This is a genomic window from Streptomyces sp. BHT-5-2 (assembly GCF_019774615.1).
GTDB lineage: Bacteria > Actinomycetota > Actinomycetes > Streptomycetales > Streptomycetaceae > Streptomyces.
In genome coordinates this window covers 1,674,193-1,691,938 of sequence record NZ_CP081497.1, presented here as the reverse complement: position 1 = coordinate 1,691,938, position 17,746 = coordinate 1,674,193, and the positions used below count along the sequence as shown (strand labels likewise).

Below are 17,746 nucleotides of genomic sequence, written 5' to 3'. Positions count from 1 at the left end.
CCGACCACTCCACCCCGCCGACCCCGAAGGAACCGAGAGACCCATGAGCCCCACGTACACGGCCGGTTCGCTGGTGAACGCCCGCGGCCGGGAATGGGTCGTGCTCCCCGAGAGCGCCTCCGGCATGCTGGTGCTGCGCCCGCTGGGCGGTGGCGAGGACGACGTCGCGGCGGTCTTTCCCGCCTTCGAGGAGGTACGGCCCGCCCAGTTCGCGGCGCCGAGCCCGTCCGACCTGGGTGACCAGCGGGCGGCCGGCCTGCTGCGGACCGCGCTGCGGATCGGTTTCCGTTCCGGGGCCGGGCCCTTCCGCGCGCTGGCGTCGATCGCCGTGGAGCCGCGCGCCTACCAGCTGGTGCCGCTGCTCATGGCGCTGCGGCAGCGCACCGTACGGCTGCTGATCTCGGACGACGTCGGCATCGGCAAGACCGTCGAGGCCGGCCTGATCGTCAAGGAGCTCCTCGCGCAGGGCGAGGCGAGCCGCCTCGCGGTGCTCTGCTCTCCCTCGCTCGCCGAGCAGTGGCAGGGGGAGTTGCGGGAGAAGTTCGGTATCGACGCCGAGCTGGTCCTCGCCTCCACCGTGTCGCGTCTGGAGCGCGGCCTGGAGCTGGGGCAGTCGCTCTTCGACCGGCACCCATTCACGATCATCTCGACAGACTTCATCAAGTCGACCCGGCACCGCGAGGACTTCGTACGGCACTGCCCGGACCTGGTGGTGGTGGACGAGGCGCACACGTGCGTCGCGGCCGACGACGCGCAGGGCCCGGCCTCCTCGTCCACCAGTCAGCTCCGCTACGAACTGCTGCGGCGTGTAGCCGCGGACGAGGACCGGCATCTGCTGCTGCTCACGGCCACCCCGCACTCCGGCAAGGAGTCCGCGTTCCGCAACCTGCTCGGTCTCGTCCGGCCGGACCTGGCCACGGTCGACCTGGAGAGCCCGGCGGGCCGGGCCCGTCTCGCCGAGCACTTCGTCGCCCGTAAGCGGGCCGACGTGCGCCAGTACCTCACCAAGGAGGACGGTCTCGCCGACGACTCCCTCGTCGAGCGGACCGCGTTCCCCTCCGACCGGTGGACCAAGGACGAGCCGTACAAGCTGACCCCCGCCTACCGAACACTGCTCGACGACGCGATCGCCTACGCCGCGGACCGGGTGGAGACCGCCGGTCGCCAGGGCAAGCGGGAGGCCCGCATCGCCTGGTGGTCGGTGATCGCACTGCTCCGGTCGATGGTGTCCTCGCCCGCCGCCGCGGCCCGCACCCTGGAGACCCGTTCCGAGTCCGCCGCCGCCCGGACCGCCGTCGAGGCGGACGCCCTCGGTGCGCCGCTGACCCGTGACTCCTCGGACAGCGACCGGCTGGAGGGCATGGACGTCGCGCCGGGCGCGGCGGAGAGCGAGCAGGGCGACCCGCGGCTGCGTGAACTCGCGGCGCGTGCGGCCGAATTGTACGGCCCGGCGCCCGACGCCAAGCTCAAGGCGCTGACCGCGCATCTCAAGTCGCTGATCGCGGACGGGTACAGCCCGATCGTCTTCTGCCGCTACATCCCCACCGCCGAGTACCTGGCGACCCACCTGGAGAAGAAGCTGGGGCCGAAGACGCGGATCGCCGCCGTCACCGGCACGCTCTCCCCGCAGCAGCGCCTGGAGCGCATCGAGAAGCTGGCCGCCGAGGACAGCGGCGACCCGGCCGTCCGCCGGGTCCTGATCGCCACCGACTGCCTCTCCGAGGGCGTCAACCTCCAGCACGCCTTCGACGCGGTGATCCACTACGACCTGGCGTGGAACCCGACCCGGCACGACCAGCGGGAGGGCCGCGTCGACCGGTACGGGCAGAAGCGCGACCAGGTCCGCGTGATCACCATGTTCGGCGAGGACAACGGCATCGACGGCAAGGTCCTCGAAGTCCTCTTCGCCAAGCACCGGCAGATCAAGAAGGACCTCGGCATCTCGGTCTCCGTCCCGGACGAGACGGCCTCGGGCGTCACCGACGCGGTGGTCGAATGGCTGCTCCTGCACGGCAGGCAGGGCACCCAGGAAGGGCTCTTCGACCTCGACGGCCACCAGGAGTCCCTGGACCTGATGGAACGGGAGTGGAACTCGGCCGCCGAGCGCGAGCGGACCTCCCGTTCGAAGTACGCGCAGCGCGCTATCCACCCGGAGGAGGTGGCCCGCGAGGTCACCGCCGTACGGGCCGCGCTCGGCGGCTCCGAGGAGGTCCGCGACTTCGTCCTGGAGGCGCTGCGCGACCTTGACGCCCAGATCCGCGACCCCCGCGACGGCTCCGGCGACTTCGCCGCGCAGATCGGTGGCACGCCGGCCGGTGTGCGCGACGGTCTCGCGGCGGTCCTCGGCGGACGGATCGTGGAGGAGGACCGGGAGATCCCGTTCCGCACCTCCCCGGCGATCGGTCGCGGCGAGGCGGCCCTGGTCCGCACCGACCCGGCGGTCGGCGCGCTCGCCTCGTACGTCCTCGACTCGGCCCTCGACGCGAACACTCCGGGCCCGCGCCCAGCCCGCCGCTGCGGCGTCGTCACCACGGACGCGGTCACCATCCGCACCACCCTGCTCCTGGTCCGCTACCGCTTCCACCTGACGCTGCCGTCCCGTACCGGGGAGCGGCAGATCGTCGCCGAGGACGCCCGGCTGCTCGCCTTCGAGGGCCTGCCGTCCCGGGCCCGCTGGCTCGACGACGACGCGACAGCGGCGCTCCTCGGGGCTCGGGCCGCCACGAACACCCATGAGCAGCTGGCCCGCAACCAGATCACCCGCACCCTGGACGGACTGCCCGAACTGACCGGCCACATCGCCGAGTACGGTGTCGCGCTCGCCGCCGACCTCGACGCCTCGCACCGGCGGGTACGGAAGGCCGACACCAGCGACCGTGCCGAGATCGTCCGCGGTCTGAAGGTCGTCCCGCAGGAGCCCGCCGACGTCCTCGGTGTGTACGTGTATCTGCCGCAGCAGCCCGCCGCCGTATCCGCCCCTCTCGTGACCGGAGCCGAAGCCTGATGTCCGCCGCCACCCGCACCGCACCGGTCTTCGCCGCCGTCACCACCGTCGGCGGACTGCTCCCCGGCGACATGCTCGTCCGCATCGCCGAGGCACGGAACCTGCCGGGCACCAAGTCCGCGGACTACGGGCTGCCGGGCTCGGTCGCCGTCCGCGACGAGGCCGAGCGCGCCTGGGAATACCTCAAGCCGCTCTGGCGCGAACTGCGCGCAGCGCTGCCCGCCGATCCGAAGACCGGTGCGCCCGCCGCCGACCCGACCGGCCGGGCCTCCTCCGACTGGCTCTCCCAGCTCTTCCGCAAGCTGGACTTCGGGGCGCTGACGGAGGTCGGCCCGGAGGGCATCCCCGCCGATTCCGATCCGGACACCCGGTTCCGCATCTCGCACCGGCACGGGCCCGCGCTGCTCCACCTGATCCCCTGGAACCAGGAACCGGACAAGCGGCCGACGGCCGGGCAGGTGCCGCCGCAGTCCCTCGTCCAGGACTGCCTCAACCGGACCGAGGCCCATCTGTGGGCGGTCCTCACCAACGGTCGGACGCTGCGGCTCCTTCGCGACTCGTCGTCGTTCGCGACGGCCGCGTACGTCGAGTTCGACCTGGAGGCGATCTTCGACGGTGAACTGTTCAGCGAGTTCGTGCTGTTGTACTGCGTGCTGCACGCGTCGCGGTTCGAGGTGGCGGAGGGGGCGGCGCCGTCCGGGTGCTGGTTGGAGAAGTGGCGGACCGAGGCCGTCACCTCCGGCGCCCGCGCCTTGGACCAGCTGCGGCTCGGTGTCCAGCAGGCACTGACCGTGCTCGGTACGGGGTTCCTGCGGCATCCGGACAACGTGCGGCTGCGCGAGGCCACCGACCCGAAGGCGCTGCAGAAGGCGCTTCTCCGGCTCGTCTACCGGCTCCTCTTCGTCTTCGTCGCCGAGGACCGTGACGCGCTGCTCGACCCGGCGGCGGACGAGGCCGCCAAGAACGCGTACGCCCGGTACTTCTCCTCGGACCGGCTGCGCAGGCGGGCCCGGCGGCGCCAGGGAACCGCGCACGGTGACCAGTACGAGGCGCTGCGCCTGGTCCTCGACGCGCTCGGCACCGAGGGCGGCCGGCCCGAACTGGGTCTGCCCGGCCTCGGCGGGCTCTTCTCGCGTACGGAGGCGGACGCACCGCTGGAGGGGTTGAAGCTCTCCAACGAGTCGCTGCTCAAGGCCGTCGGCCACCTGGCGCAGGTCCACGACCCGGGGGCACGGCGCTGGCGGGCCGTCGACTACCGGCACCTGGACGCGGAGGAGCTCGGCTCGGTGTACGAGTCGCTCCTCGAACTGGAGCCGAAGCACTCGGCGACGGACCGGACGTTCGAGCTGGTCGAAGTGGCGGGCAACAGCCGTAAGACGACGGGTAGTTACTACACCCCGTCGTCGCTGATCGAGTGCCTCCTCGACACCACCCTCGACCCGGTCATCGACGACGCGGTCAAGCGCGGCGAGCAACGGGCCTCGGCCGGCGGACACCCCGACCCGGCGGACGACATCGTCGCGGAACTGCTCGGTCTGACGGTGTGCGACCCGGCGTGCGGTTCCGGACACTTCCTGGTCGCCTCGGCCCGGCGGATCGCCAAGCGGGTCGCGGCGGTGCGTGAGCACAACCCGGAGCCGACGGTGGACGCGGTTCGGCACGCGCTGAGGGAGGTCGTGGCGCGGTGCATCTACGGCGTCGACCTCAACGAGATGGCGGTCGAGCTGGCGAAGGTGTCGCTGTGGCTGGAGGCGATGGAGCCGGGGAAGGCGCTGGGGTTCCTGGACGCGCATGTCCGGCACGGCAACGCGCTGCTCGGCACGACGCCCTCGCTCCTCGCGGGCGGCGTCCCTGACGAGGCGTTCGACGCGATCGAGGGCGACGACAAGAAGTACGCGGCCGCGCTCAAGAAGCGCAACAAGGCCCAACGCGGAGGGCAGGGCGACCTGTTCGCCGAGTCCGAGGTCAAGGTCCCGAGCAACACACGTCTCGCGGCCCAGCTCAGCGACATCACCAACGCTCCGTCCGACGACCTCAGTGAGGTCAACGCCCAGGAGGCGGCGTACAAGGCGTACGTGAACTCCGCCGCGTACACGCGCGACCGTGAGACGGCGGACGCGTGGTGCGCCGCCTTCGTCTGGCCGAAGCAGACGGGCGCGCCGGAGGCGCCGACCCACGACGTCGTGCGGAGCCTGCTCGCCGGGGACACGGCGGGGGTGAACGATGCGACGCTGACGGAAGTGCTCGCGCTGAGCGAGCGGTACCGGTTCTTCCACTGGCATCTGGAGTTCCCGGAGGTCTTCGCCGTCCCGGAGTCGGGAGCGGGCGTCGATCCGGCGACGGGGTGGGCCGGCGGGTTCGACGCGGTGGTGGGGAATCCGCCGTGGGACAGCATCAACTTCCCCGAGACGGAGTTCTTCGCGGTACGCGCGCCGGACATCGCGGCGACCAACAACACAGCGGCCCGGAAGAAGAAGATCCAGGCACTCGGGGACGACCTCGACACCGTCGGGCTGTTCAACGAATACGAGGCCGCCAAGCGCCGCGTGTACGGCGAGAGCCACTTCCTGCGCATCTCCGGCCGCTATCCCCTGACGGGGCAGGGCAACCTAAATCTATATGCGCTGTTCGCCGAGGCCGACCGCATCCTGACCGGTGGTCGGGGGCGTACCGGTGTCATCGTACCGACGGGGATCGCGACGGACGCGCGGACGCAGTACTTCTTCAAGGACCTGGTGTCGGCGGGGTCATTGGCGGCACTGTTCGACTTCGAGAACCGCAGCGGGCTCTTCCCGGCGGTCGACTCTCGTATGAAGTTCTGCGTGCTGTCCCTCGCAGGCCGTTCGCTGCGTGAACCGGCCGCCCGATTCGCCTTCTTTGCCCATGACCCGGCGGAGCTGGAGTCCCTCGATAAGGTCTTCACCCTCACCCCCGAGGAGATCACCCTCCTCAACCCCAACACCGGAACCTGCCCGGTCTTCCGTACCCGCCGAGACGCCGAGATCACCCTCGGCATGTACCGCCGGGTGCCGGTCTTCCTCAAGGAGTCGGACAAGGCGAACGGCAACCCGTGGGGTGTGTCGTTCCTGCGCATGTTCGACATGTCCCACGACTCCCACCTCTTCCGCCCCTCCACCTCCAGCGGGGAAACCCTGGAGTCCATGCTCGCGGACGGCTGGCGCCTCGACGGGAATGTGCTGGTGCGGGGGGAGGAGCGATTGCTGCCGTTGTACGAAGCGAAAATGCTGCACCACTACGACCATCGGTGGGCGACGTACACGGACGAGGGGGATACTCGCGACTTCTCGATTGCTGAGAAGCAAGCCCCTGACACTGTGGCGCTTCCCCGATACTGGACCAGTGAGCAGAGCATTCCAACCGGCGCCGTCGACAAACACGGAGCCGAGCTCAAAGCAGATGGGGTATGCCAGCGGCTGGCGAATCGCGGTTGGACTCGCGACTGGCTCCTCGGATGGCGTGATATCTGCCGCGCCACGGACGAACGCACCGCGATTTCATTTGCCTTCCCTAAAGCCAGTGCCGGAAACAAAGTGCCGCTTATGACCGCTGACCGCTCCCCCTCAGAGCTGGCGGGGTTGATCGCTTGCCTGTCCTCTTTTGTGTACGACTTCGCGAGTCGGCAGAAAGTCGGCGGCACCTCCATGAACTTCTTCATCTGGAAGCAGTTGCCGGCCCTCCCGCCAGAAGCGGTCGCCCGCCACTCGGTTACCGTCACCCCTCGCGTGCTCGAACTCACCTACACCGCAAAGGACATGACCCCCTTCGCTCGGGATCTCGGCGACACCGGCGCCCCTTTCCGCTGGAACGAATCCCGTCGCGCCATCATCCGAGCTGAGCTCGACGCCCTCTTCTTCCACCTCTATGGCATCAATCGTGATGATGTGTCGTACATCCTCGACACCTTCCCCATCGTGAAGCGCAAGGACGAAGCGGCACACGGCACCTACCGCACCAAGGACCTGATCCTCGCCGAGTACGACCGCATGGCCGCCGCCGGCCTCACCTTGGAGACCCCGCTCGATGAGAGCGAATCCGGCACGTATAAGTCCACGCTCACCCCGCCCCCGGGGCAGGGACCACGCCACCCGGCCCGCCAGGACGACTGACGTTCGGACAACGCGAGGGGCGCCGCTCGCTAAGCAGCGGGCGGCGCCCCTCGACGTATCAGCGCTCTGAAGCGAACCGCACGAACCGGCCCCACCCGTCGCGACCGACGGCGAAGGCCGGACGCGCCACGTCCTTGGAGTCCCTTATGTGGACGGCCTGTTCGGCGATTGCGATCTCGACACAGTCATCGCCCTGACTGCCGCTGTAGCTGGACTTGAACCAGAACAGTTCCGCCGTACCGCTCGTCATCGCTCTCCTCGCAGTCTCTCCAAGAGGGCCCTGGTTTCCTGTGGATTGAGGGCCTGCGAGCGCAGTGTGTGGAGGAGGCTCACCTCATTCGCGTCAGTGATGAGTCGGCCGCTCTGCTGCCCTTCGGCGTATCCGACCCGCCGCCGCTCCGGCGTCTCCAGCAGTCGTACCGGTCCATCCAGGCACGCGTGCAGCGCCGAGTCCAAGGGAACCACCTGCAACGTGACGTTGCGCCGGGACGTCAGCTCCAGCACGTGATCGAGCATCCCCCACATAGCTTCCGCATCCCCGAACCGCCGCCGGAACACATGCTCCTCAACAATGAAGCTGAACAACGTCGTCGGCCGCTCCACCAGCATCCGCTGCCGTTCCGCCCGCGCCGCCAGCAGCGCATCCAGCCGCTCGTCCGTCACCACCGGAATCGTGCCCTCGAACACCGCCCGCGCATACGCCTCCGACTGCAACAACCCCGGCACCAGCCTGCACTCATACGTACACAGACTCACCGCAGTCCGCTCCAGCCGCGCCCACTCCCGGAACCACGCCGCCAACCCCACCTCCCCCCGCGACAGATACGGCGCCGCCCTCCGCAACGCCCCCGTGTTCCCCGTCGCCTCCTCCCCGCGCTCCACGAACAGCTCGTCCGGCATCCGCCGCCCCAGCTCCACCGACTCAACGGTGTGCTTCGAGAACCGCACCCGCTCCCCGAACTCCACCCTGCTCAGCCCCGCATGTTCGCGCAGCGCCTGCACGACCGCCCCGAACGTCCGCAGACTGTCCGACGGATGCGGTTCCCGCTCCCCCTCCGAGAACGCACCGGCCCCATCTCCGACATTGGCCATCCGCCGCCCCTTCCTCCCGCACGATCACACGCACCCACAGTGACGGCGTACGCCTCGTACCGTCCACCCTGCGTGCCCGTACGGTGACCTCCCGTACGAGGTGCACCTCTCGCCGCGCCACCCTCGCGCGGGCCACGCTGGCCCCATGAACCACACCGCACCCCAACCCGCGCCTTCCACCAGGACGTTCAGGCAACAGCTGTCCTCCACTCGTCGCGGCGCACGTCTCGCCCGACTCTTCACCGTCACCGAACTCCACACCTGGGGCGTCCCGCCGGACATCACAGAACGTGCCGAACACGTCGTCGCCGAACTCGCCGCGAACGCCGTCCTGCACGGCCGCGTCCCCGGCCGCGACTTCGAACTCGCCCTGACCTACACCCCGCTACCCCGCCCCGGCCGCCTCCTGATCGAGGTCTCCGACGCCCGCGGCGACCGCCTCCCCCGAACCGTCGGCGAGGACCCCGACCTCTCCACCGGCAGCCGGGGCCTGGCCCTCGTCGCCCTCCTCGCCGACCACTGGGAGACCGTGCCACGCCTGCCGGGAGGCAAGACCGTACGAGCGAAACTGGCCACCCAGTCTGGTATCTGACGGCCCGTTGACCGAGCCAACAGACGCCACATAAGGTCAACCGTGCACCACGTGCACATGGGGGACCTGCTTGAAAACCACCGACGCCACCCGCATGCTCCGTCGAGCCGAACATGCCTACGGCACGGGTGATTTCGCGCGCACGCTCAACCTGCTGGACCGGATCTCCACAGACCGTCCCGGCCTCCCCGAGGACGGCCGCGCCTCCTACGACGCACTGCGCGCCCTGCTCGCCGAACGCGCAGGTAACTGGCCCGAGGCGGTCCATCGCTGGCTCGCGGTGTTCGGCACCACTCCGCCCGCGAGCGGCGAGGACCAACCCTGCGACCTCGGCTGCGGCTGCGACGTCCGCACCGTACTCGACGCTCCGGACGCCACGTCCAGCAAGACGCCTTGCCTCTGCTGCCCGGCACACGCGCTGTGGCGCCTGGTGTGGCAGGCGGCCCGCCAGGGCGCGATCGGCGAGGTCCTCGACGCCGTCCCCGACCCGTCCGGGAACCGCCGCACCGCCCTGGTGCACGCGCTCGCGGTCGGGACGCTGCGGTCGCTCGCCCGGAGCGACAAGGTCGATCCGGCTCACGCGGTCTTCGCCATCGCCCTCTGGCGCCTGCTGCTCGACGACGAGGACCCGCTCGGTTTCGAAGACATGGTGACTGCCCGGCGCGGCTCTCCCCTCGGCACCGAGGACTGGCGTTCCGCGTGCGACACGCTGACGGACCGGATCCGCACGGCGTTTCGGTCCGTCGACGAACGCGACGGCCATGACGCCCTCGACGGCTGGGACACCGTCTGGAACGTCGAGGAGTACGAGTACAGCGGCGAGCTCGTCCGGGGTGAACGCGCCTACCTGCGGATGGAGGAGTGCTTCGGCAGCTGCGGAGACGGCTTCGACTGCCGGTGCGACGCCGATACCTGGCAATCACCCACCCCCGACACCGCTCCCCCGTGCCTGGGGCTGCTGCTCGGCGGCCGGCCCTGGACCGGCTCCCCCGTCACCGTGGACACCGCCGCCGAGCAACTGGAGGCATACGGTGAACACCGCGCCCTACTCACCGCGTACACCCGCCGTCACGGCGAACCCTCCACCTGGCAGGCGGACTCCGACGCCCACCAGGCCTGCGCGCCGTACCTCGCCGACGCCCTGGCCGCCAGGGCCGGCGAGCAGTTCGAGAAGGGCGCGTGGCAGGACACCCTCACCGACCTCACCTCGGCCGCCCGCCTCGGCTTCGTACTCGACCGACACCACCACGAGATGGCCCGCAAAGCCGGACTGAGCGCCGGTCGGAACGGCAACGGCTACCAGCGGGCCACGCTCGTCCAGCGCATCGTCTGGCTGGAGTCCGCGCACGCGCTCGCTCCCGATGACGCCGCCCTCGCCAAGGAGCTGGCAGCCGCCCTGGTCCGGCGCGGCACCGAAGCGCTGGGGACGAAGGACAGGAATCAGGGCCGTGCCCGCTTCCAGCGGGCAGTGTGCGTACGCCCCGGCGATCCGGCGGCACAGGACGCGCTGGACGCGCTGGATCTCGCCGACATCGCTTCCTTGGTCACGGGAAACAGGCGGGGCAAACAGCCCGGCCTGCAACGGGTCGGGGAACTTCTGCACCGCGGGTTCCGTGCGGGGAACGCGGCCGAGGATCTGCACGAGGTGTACTCCTGGTACCGCGACCGGATGATCGAACGGGCCGTGCGGAAGACGCTCGACGGGAAGAAGAGCGAGGCCCGTCGGGTCCTGCGGCAACTGCGGGAGGTCCGCTCCTCCGAGGACGAGTGGGGAGAACAGAGCGACGACTGTGGCATCGCCCGCCTCCTGTACAACACGGCTGTCCGGCAGCTCGGAGCACAGTCCGGCGACTACACCCGGCAGGTCCCTCTGCTGCTCTCCGCCGCCGCGTCCTTCGCACAGCTCACCGGGGCCGAGACGGAGTGGAAGGCACTGGAGACCGTCGTACCGTTCGCCGGGGAACTGGTCGACACCGGACGCTGGTCCGAACTGATCGACCTCCAGGGCAGGCTGCTGATCACCCCGGGCCGCTCCGCGGAGTACGACCAGCTCGTCGCCGTCGCGTACCACCGGCGCGCCCGCGCCCGCCGTGCCGACGGCGACCGAGCCGGTGCCGTACGCGACGAACGCACCGCGTCCGCGCTGGGGTTGGAGACCGGCTGGCAGACCTCCCTCCCACTCGAACCGATGATGTTCCCCGGCCTCTTCGACTCACCTGGAGCACCGGACCCGGACGACCCGCCGTACATCCAGGAGACCCTGTGACCGCGCACTCCCACACACCGATGCCCTCCTTCGGCCCCACCCTGTTCGAGCTCCTTCCGCGTGCCAGGCCGGGCATCGGCCAGGGGGACCTCGCGAAGCAGGTGGCCGTGGCGGCCTCCCGGGCCCGCCGCGCCCGGGACACGGACCGCGAGCGCGCCCTGAAGACCGCCCACGACGCGGCCCGCACCCCGGGCGACACCCTCGTCAGCGAGCTGCTCACTCCTCCCCTCCCGGCGTCCGCCGCTCCGAAAGGTCCCGCATCCAAGTGACCACTCCCCCGCCCGGCACCGACGAGCTGCGCAAGCTGCGCGTTCGCGTCGCCGCCCTCTCCCGTAAACGCGAAGAGGCCGTGGCCCAACTGATGGACCTCCTCACCGCGTTGCTGCCACTCGACGATCTCCTCGCCGACACGGCACACCGGTCCGAGCAGTTCGGCCGCTCCGGAGCAAGACGAACCGGACAGATCGCAGCCGCCGTGCAACAGCAGACGGACGCCGCCCACCGGATGCTCCGGGCCGAACTCGCGCGCCACGGCGTACATCCCATGGACCTCGTCGGGAAGATCCCCGACCCGGTGGAGGCACGGGCGACGGGCGTCGAACCGCATCCGACCGCCCCCGAGGGAACCGTCCTGCGGGAGACCGTCACCGGCTTCCGCCACGGGACCGACTGCCTGCGCCGTGCCGATGTCGTCCTGGCCGTACCCGGGCCCGCGCCCGCCGCTGAACAGGCGGCACCCGCTGGCCGCTCCGACGGCGGGGCCACGCGGGAGCGCCGCAACCAGCCGCACCGCACCAGCCGCGCCCAGCGCCGGCAGCCGCTGCCTCGCAAACCTTCCAAGCGCCGCCGCTGAACCCGCTCCACACCGCCCCCTCCCGTCCCTGCCACCCGAAGGCCACGTCATGCCGTACCGCACACTCGGAATCGATCTCGGCACCACCAACTCCGTGACCGTCTGGATGGACGGCGGCGTTCCGGTGGTCCTCCCCAACCGCCACGGTGAGCAGGCCACGGTGTCCGCCGTCGGTACCGGCGCCGACGGATCCCTCCTGGTGGGCAGCGAGGCGCTCGGCGTGCGCGACCAGCTACCCGGCTCCGTGATCACCGAGGTGAAGCGGCTGATCGGCCGCCGTCACGCCGACGCCGACGTACAGCGGCTGCTCGACGAGCGGCCCGCGGACGCACCGCCGGTACGGGAGTCCACGGACGGCGGGATCGAGATCCGGCTCGGCCCCCACTGGCTGACGCCCGTACAGATCTCGGCGATCCTGCTGCGGCGGCTGCGCACGGACGCCGAGAACACCGCTGGCGAACCCTTCCCGCGAGCCGTGATCACCGTCCCGGCGTACTTCACGGAACCGCAGTACGCGGCGGTGCGGGAAGCCGGGGAGCTTGCGGGATTCGCCGTCGCACGAATCCTGCCCGAACCGACTGCGGCGGCCCACGCCTTCGGGGTGGAACGCCTCGTCGAGGATGAAGACGACATGTGCTCGGTGCTCGTGTACGACCTCGGCGGCGGCACCTTCGACGTGTCCCTGCTGATCATCGGGTCGGGGTACTTCCGGGTGTACAAGCTCGGCGGGGACAAGTCGCTCGGCGGGGCCGACTTCGACTCCGCGCTGTGCCGGATGCTCACCGAGAAACGACTCGGCGGCCGCGACCTCTCCGGGACCGGCGACGCGGCACGGATCCGCGCCGCCGCCGAACGCACCAAGATCGAACTCTCGGACGTCACCGCAGCGGAGATCATCCTCGCGCCGCTCGGAAAGAACGGCGGCTCCTGGACGGGAAGGGTCACCCGCGACGACTTCGAGGAGCTGATCGGCGCCGAGATCGACCGCACCCTGGAGCTCACCCGCGGCGTGTTGCGCGACGCGTCCAGGACGACCGAGGACGTCGACAAGGTCCTGCTCGTCGGCGGCTCGACCCGTATCCCGCTGGTCCGCCGCCGCCTGGCCGAACTGTTCGGCGAGGAGAAGGTGCACAGCGGAATCGACCCCATGTCCGCCGTCGCGCTGGGCGCCGGCATCGAGGCCGGGCTCGCGTCCGCTCTCGCCTGCCCCTCCGAGCCGTGCCTGACCACCGGAATCCCGCTCACCGAGAGCACCTGCCCCGACTGCGGCACCTCTCTGCTCGGCACGGCGACGGTCGACTGCCCCGGCTGTCATGTGCCGGCCGCCGAGGGGACCACGAGCTGTCCGGTCTGCACTGTCAGCCTCTCGGGGCTGCGGGCGGCCGCCCCCGTCGCGTCTCGCGCCGCGTGCCCGCACTGCGGCTGCCCGGAGAACTCCACCTCGGCCACCCTGTGCCAGGACTGCGACCAGCCGCTTGACGCGGGCGGCCTGAAGTGCCCCGGGTGTCAGATGGTCAACACCACCGGCCTGACGGCGTGTTCGGCTTGTGACACGCTGTTCCAGACCGACCAGCCGGAGCAGGTCACCGCCCAGAACCTGGGACTGGCACTCGGCGACGGCACCGTCGCGGTCCTCTTCACCGCCGGAACGACGTACCCGACCGACTGGCGGAACATCGAGAACCTTCAGATCCGGCCGGACGGCACCACCGCGCTGACCTTCCGGATCGTCGAAGGACCGCACGAGAAGTCCCATGCCCGCAACGAGTTCTGCGGAGAGCACACGCATGTCTTCGACAGGGGCACCGGCAGCGTCGAGCGGCTCACACTCCGGGTACAGCTGGACGAGAACCGCACCGTGAACCTCGCCTACCGCATCGGCGACGGCGAGGAGCTGGGCGCGCGGCTGCGCCGCAGCGCCGTCGCCGACGGCATCGGCCGCGATGCATCTCGACTCCTCGACGAGATCCGTACCCATGTCGCCCATTTCGGCGGCGAGCTGACAGAGACGGAGCACGACCGCTTCGCCGAACTGACAGAACAGCTCACCGCGATCGTCCGCGGTGAACCCCTCGGCCGGTCCTTCGACGGATTCCTCGACGAGGCTCGCGACATGGTGGAGACATGCCGGGACGCCCGCGGCTGGTCGGCCAACGCGTCCGTCGCCGCGCGCCGGGGCCGGGAGCTGGGCCTCGGCGCGCCGGCCGAAGAGCTGGCCGACGCACGGCGCGCCCTGGATGCGGCACGCGAGCGGCTGGATCTGCCCGCGATGCGGGCAGCGACGGAGCACGCCCGCAGCCTGTGGCGGCAGCTCGACACCACCGTCTGGCGGTCCATGCTCGCCGCCCACGACGCCGAGCTGGGCCGCTTCCCGGAGTCCGTACGCCGTCCCGTCCTGGCCGCCTGGGACGACCTGCGCGCCGCGGCCTCTCGCGGGGACTACGCCGCCCAGGACGCGCTGCACATCAAACTGAACGAGCTCGCCGGTCACTCGCAGGCACCCACCGCGGCGGCGCGCAAGCAGCGGGACAGCGCCCAGGTGTTCCCCGAGCGCCGGTAGCCGAACGGGCGTCGTGAGCGTCCAGCACACCGAACATACCGATTGACATCGTCAACACATAGGCTAGACGCACTTCGTGCCACATGAACCACCCGCGCCCCGGAAGGTCCCCATGCCCCAGCTCCCCGACCGTCTTCCCGGCTTCCCGGATTTCCGGATCACCCTGCCCAAGGACGCCGGGGAGGCCCGCGGCTTCCTGCTCACCGAGCCCGGCGACAACGGCTCGCACAAGTTCCTGGTGAGCGCGGGGTCGGCGGTGTCGGCGGAGGACTGGCCGGGGCTGAGCGACTCCGCTCGCCGACTCCGTTCCGGACTGCGGGAGAACGGGACGCTGGCCGACGGCCCCCGCCCCGGCGCCTGGACCGCGTCCCGCGACATCGTGTGCAACTCACCGTCCGCCGCGGCCTCCCTGGTCCTCGGCTACGGAGCCACCGGCCCCGGCACCTGGCGCAGCGCCGAGGACGGGCACCGCCTGGGCGACTTCCTGCCGCAGAGCTGGCGGGCCCCGCAGAAGGCCTGGCTGGTGCGGGGGAACAACGTCTCCGGGCACAACCTGGTCCGCCGGCTCTGGCTGAAGGAGGGGCTCGTCTCGCTCGACGCACCCCACCTACCGCAAGTGGACGAGCCCGACCCGACCAAGAGCGTGCTGCGCCGCTTCGTCGAGGAGGGATACGAGGGCTCGGCGACGTACCACCAGAAGCGCGGTCTCGTCGACGAACTGCACGCCTTCTTCACCCAGATGCGGATCGGCGACACCGTCGCCACACTCAGCGACGGCCTGCTCCACCTCGGGCGGATCACCGGCGACCTGGTGCAGTCTGGCTCCCCAAGTGGGCTCTCGAACCTCCGGCGCCCGGTGGCCTGGCAAGAGACCGCCCATCCGTACGAGGAGCTGCCGGAAGAGGTACAGCAGAAGCTCTCCACCCAGCACGACGTGGTCGACCTGACACCCGTCCTGGAACAGCTCACCGCGCTCACCGGCGGCCCGGGGACAGCGCCGGAGCAGGCCGGGCAGTTCCTGGAATCCTCCGAGCAGCGCGTCCTGACCTTCCCCGAGGTCACCGACGAGTTCGCCCGGAAGCTCCTCGTCCACGACCGGTCCTTCCTCGACGAACTGCGTGAACTCCTTCTCGACGAGCGGCAGATGGTCCTCTACGGGCCGCCCGGCACCGGAAAGACGTATCTGGCGCTGAAGCTGGCCGAGTACTTCGGCGGCGGCCCGGAGCAGGTCAAGATCGTCCAGTTCCATCCGTCGTACGCGTACGAGGACTTCTTCGAGGGGTTCCGACCGGTCGAGGACCCCGAGACACGGGAGGTCGCATTCCGGCTGACGGCGGGACCGCTGCGAGAGCTCGCCGACACCGCCTCCCGGGAGGGCAACCGGCATGTGCCGCACTTCCTGATCATCGACGAGATCAACCGGGCCAATCTGGCGAAGGTCTTCGGCGAGCTGTACTTCCTTCTGGAGTACCGCAAGCGCTCGGTGCGACTGACTTACTCCGGGGACGACTTCGGGCTGCCGCCGAACCTGTACGTGATCGGCACCATGAACACCGCGGACCGGTCGATCGCACTGGTGGACGCGGCGATGCGGCGCCGCTTCGCCTTCGTGGAGCTCTCCCCCCGGGTGGAGCCCACCGCCGGCCTCCTCACCCGCTGGCTGGAGCGCGAGGGCAAGGATCCCGAGCCGGCCCGCCTGCTCGACGCGCTCAACACGGCGATCGACGACCCGGACTTCGCCATCGGCCCGTCCTACCTGATGAAGCCCGGCGTCTACCGCGAGGGCGGCCTCGACCGGACCTGGCGCACCAAGATCCTCCCCCTTCTTGAGGAGCACCACTACGGCGAGGGCATCGACTTCGCCGCCCGCTACGGCCTGGACGCGCTGCGCGAGCGGACCCGGCGGTCATGAGCGGGAACGCCGCGGGCGGCGCCGCCCCGGCGCACAGTGACATCCCGGCCGCGACCACCGACGGCAACGCGGCAGACGGCGCGGGCCCAGCATGCGGCGACGTCCCGGTCGAGATCACCCTGCGGGAGTACGGCGCCGCCATGTCCGTACCGCTGGACGCGGCCACCGGGCGGGCCCTCGTCGCGGCGCGGTTCCTCGACGCCGCCGCGCCGGACCCCGAGCGGCCCGGACACTGGAGGCTGCGGGCGGGCCACCAGGTCGGCGCGGTCCGGCTCCCGGGCGGGACGGTCCTGCGGATCGCGCCCAAGACACCCGTGGAGCGGCTGTTCTTCCTGCTCGGCTTCAGCCTCGACCCGGGTGGCGCCTGGCGCGACAGCCGTGAGGGCACGGTCGGCACCGGCGCGCACGACGAGGTGGTACCCGCGCTCGCGTACGCGGTGGAGCGGCAGATCGACGCGGCGCTGCGGCAAGGGGTGCTCCAGGGCTACCGGGAGACGGCGGAGTCCGCCCTGGTGGTCAGGGGCCGACTGCGGGAGGCCGAGCAGATCCGGCTCCACTTCGGCCGCATGCCGCCCGCCGAGATCGTCTACGACGCGTACACCGCCGACACCGCCGAGAACCGCATCCTGCGCGCCGCGGCGGAACGGCTGCTGCGGCTGCCGTCCGTCCCTGGACCAGTACGGCGCCGTCTCGCCCACCAGCGAATCCGCCTCGCGGACGCCCGTCCGCTGGTCCGCGGCCAGGACCTGCCGCACTGGCAGCCGTCCCGTCTCAACTCCCGCTACCAGCCCGCCCTGCGGCTCGCCGAGGCCGTACTGTCCTCCACCTCGCCCGAGCACCGGGCCGGCCCGCTCGCCCTGGACGGCTTCCTGCTCGACATGAACCAGCTCTTCGAGGACTTCGTGACGGTCGCACTGCGCGAGGCCCTCCGGGAGTACGGCCTGACGGCGCGGCTGCAGGACGTACACGCTCTTGACCCGGGCGGCCAGGTCCGGATGAAGCCAGATCTGGTGGTGTACGGCGCAGACGGTCGTACACCTGTCGCCGTCGTCGACGCCAAGTACAAGACCGAGAAGACCCACCGGGCCCACGGATACCCGAACGCCGACCTGTACCAGGCGCTCGCCTACGCCACCGTGCTCGGCCTGCGCGAGGCGCATCTGGTGTACGCGGCGGGCCGCCTGCCCGAGCGGACGACCGAGGTCCGCGGCACCGGCGGCCTGCGGCTGTTCCAGCACAGCCTCGACCTCACCTCGGAACCCGCGACGCTGCTGCGGACCTTCCGGGAACTCGCCTCCCGCCTGGCCGGGCCCACCGCCTGACACCCACGGAAAGGGGGC

The 17,746-nt window shown here is 70.7% G+C and carries 11 protein-coding genes; 9 read left to right on the top strand and 2 right to left on the bottom strand.

Translation table 11 applies throughout. The features are described from left to right. Positions 1-43: 43 nt before the first annotated feature. Together K2224_RS35280 and K2224_RS35275 are read left to right on the top strand one after the other, a co-directional pair. On the top strand, positions 44-3,004 hold the full coding sequence (locus K2224_RS35280; RefSeq protein WP_221911191.1) for a DEAD/DEAH box helicase: 2,961 nt from the start codon (positions 44-46) through the stop codon (positions 3,002-3,004). Further along, a complete protein-coding gene (locus tag K2224_RS35275) occupies positions 3,004-7,131 on the top strand; it encodes an Eco57I restriction-modification methylase domain-containing protein (RefSeq protein WP_221911190.1) in 4,128 nt (1,375 codons plus the stop codon). Before K2224_RS35280 ends, K2224_RS35275 begins: the two co-directional genes overlap by 1 nt. 58 nt (positions 7,132-7,189) lie before the next feature. Here K2224_RS35275 and K2224_RS35270 read toward each other — a convergent pair whose 3' ends face one another. Together K2224_RS35270 and K2224_RS35265 are read right to left on the bottom strand one after the other, a co-directional pair. Then, positions 7,190-7,381, bottom strand: a complete 192-nt coding sequence (locus tag K2224_RS35270; protein ID WP_221911189.1) for a DUF397 domain-containing protein — start codon at positions 7,379-7,381, stop codon at positions 7,190-7,192. Beyond that, positions 7,378-8,223 carry a helix-turn-helix transcriptional regulator gene (locus tag K2224_RS35265; protein WP_221911188.1) on the bottom strand — a complete coding sequence of 282 codons (846 nt, stop codon included), beginning with the start codon at positions 8,221-8,223 and terminating at the stop codon, positions 7,378-7,380. The genes K2224_RS35270 and K2224_RS35265 overlap by 4 nt, the downstream gene beginning before the upstream one ends. Before the next feature lie 145 nt (positions 8,224-8,368). Here K2224_RS35265 and K2224_RS35260 point away from each other — a divergent pair, with 145 nt between their 5' ends. The 7 genes from K2224_RS35260 to K2224_RS35230 all read left to right on the top strand — a co-directional run bounded on the left by K2224_RS35260 (position 8,369) and on the right by K2224_RS35230 (position 17,728). Further along, positions 8,369-8,815 (top strand): ATP-binding protein, encoded by a 447-nt coding sequence (locus K2224_RS35260; protein WP_221911187.1) that lies wholly within the window; start codon positions 8,369-8,371, stop codon positions 8,813-8,815. Between the two features lie 70 nt (positions 8,816-8,885). After that, positions 8,886-11,081, top strand: a complete 2,196-nt coding sequence (locus K2224_RS35255; RefSeq protein ID WP_221911186.1) for a hypothetical protein — start codon at positions 8,886-8,888, stop codon at positions 11,079-11,081. Further along, positions 11,078-11,350 carry a hypothetical protein gene (locus K2224_RS35250; RefSeq protein WP_221911185.1) on the top strand — a complete coding sequence of 91 codons (273 nt, stop codon included), beginning with the start codon at positions 11,078-11,080 and terminating at the stop codon, positions 11,348-11,350. The genes K2224_RS35255 and K2224_RS35250 overlap by 4 nt, the downstream gene beginning before the upstream one ends. Next, positions 11,347-11,934, top strand: coding sequence for a nucleotide exchange factor GrpE (gene grpE / locus K2224_RS35245; protein ID WP_221911184.1), 588 nt, complete (start codon positions 11,347-11,349; stop codon positions 11,932-11,934). The genes K2224_RS35250 and grpE overlap by 4 nt, the downstream gene beginning before the upstream one ends. Positions 11,935-11,983: 49 nt before the next feature. Continuing rightward, entirely contained in the window at positions 11,984-14,494 is a 2,511-nt protein-coding gene (locus tag K2224_RS35240; RefSeq protein ID WP_221911183.1) for an Hsp70 family protein, read from the top strand. 112 nt (positions 14,495-14,606) lie between these two features. After that, positions 14,607-16,406: an AAA family ATPase gene (locus K2224_RS35235; RefSeq protein WP_221911182.1), complete on the top strand. Its 1,800-nt coding sequence runs from the start codon at positions 14,607-14,609 to the stop codon at positions 16,404-16,406. Positions 16,407-16,546: 140 nt separating this feature from the next. Then, on the top strand, positions 16,547-17,728 hold the full coding sequence (locus K2224_RS35230; RefSeq protein WP_221912150.1) for an McrC family protein: 1,182 nt from the start codon (positions 16,547-16,549) through the stop codon (positions 17,726-17,728). The last annotated feature ends 18 nt before the right edge of the window (positions 17,729-17,746 follow it).

What these genes read in the sequence shown, in the direction of transcription:
- K2224_RS35230 (WP_221912150.1), top strand. Translation starts at nt 16,547, where the DNA reads ATGTCCGTACCGCTGGACGCGGCCACCGGGCGGGCCCTCGTCGCGGCG.
- K2224_RS35260 (WP_221911187.1), top strand. Translation starts at nt 8,369, where the DNA reads ATGAACCACACCGCACCCCAACCCGCGCCTTCCACCAGGACGTTCAGG.
- K2224_RS35280 (WP_221911191.1), top strand. Translation starts at nt 44, where the DNA reads ATGAGCCCCACGTACACGGCCGGTTCGCTGGTGAACGCCCGCGGCCGG.
- K2224_RS35240 (WP_221911183.1), top strand. Translation starts at nt 11,984, where the DNA reads ATGCCGTACCGCACACTCGGAATCGATCTCGGCACCACCAACTCCGTG.
- K2224_RS35275 (WP_221911190.1), top strand. Translation starts at nt 3,004, where the DNA reads ATGTCCGCCGCCACCCGCACCGCACCGGTCTTCGCCGCCGTCACCACC.
- K2224_RS35270 (WP_221911189.1), bottom strand. Translation starts at nt 7,381, where the DNA reads ATGACGAGCGGTACGGCGGAACTGTTCTGGTTCAAGTCCAGCTACAGC.
- K2224_RS35235 (WP_221911182.1), top strand. Translation starts at nt 14,607, where the DNA reads ATGCCCCAGCTCCCCGACCGTCTTCCCGGCTTCCCGGATTTCCGGATC.
- K2224_RS35265 (WP_221911188.1), bottom strand. Translation starts at nt 8,223, where the DNA reads ATGGCCAATGTCGGAGATGGGGCCGGTGCGTTCTCGGAGGGGGAGCGG.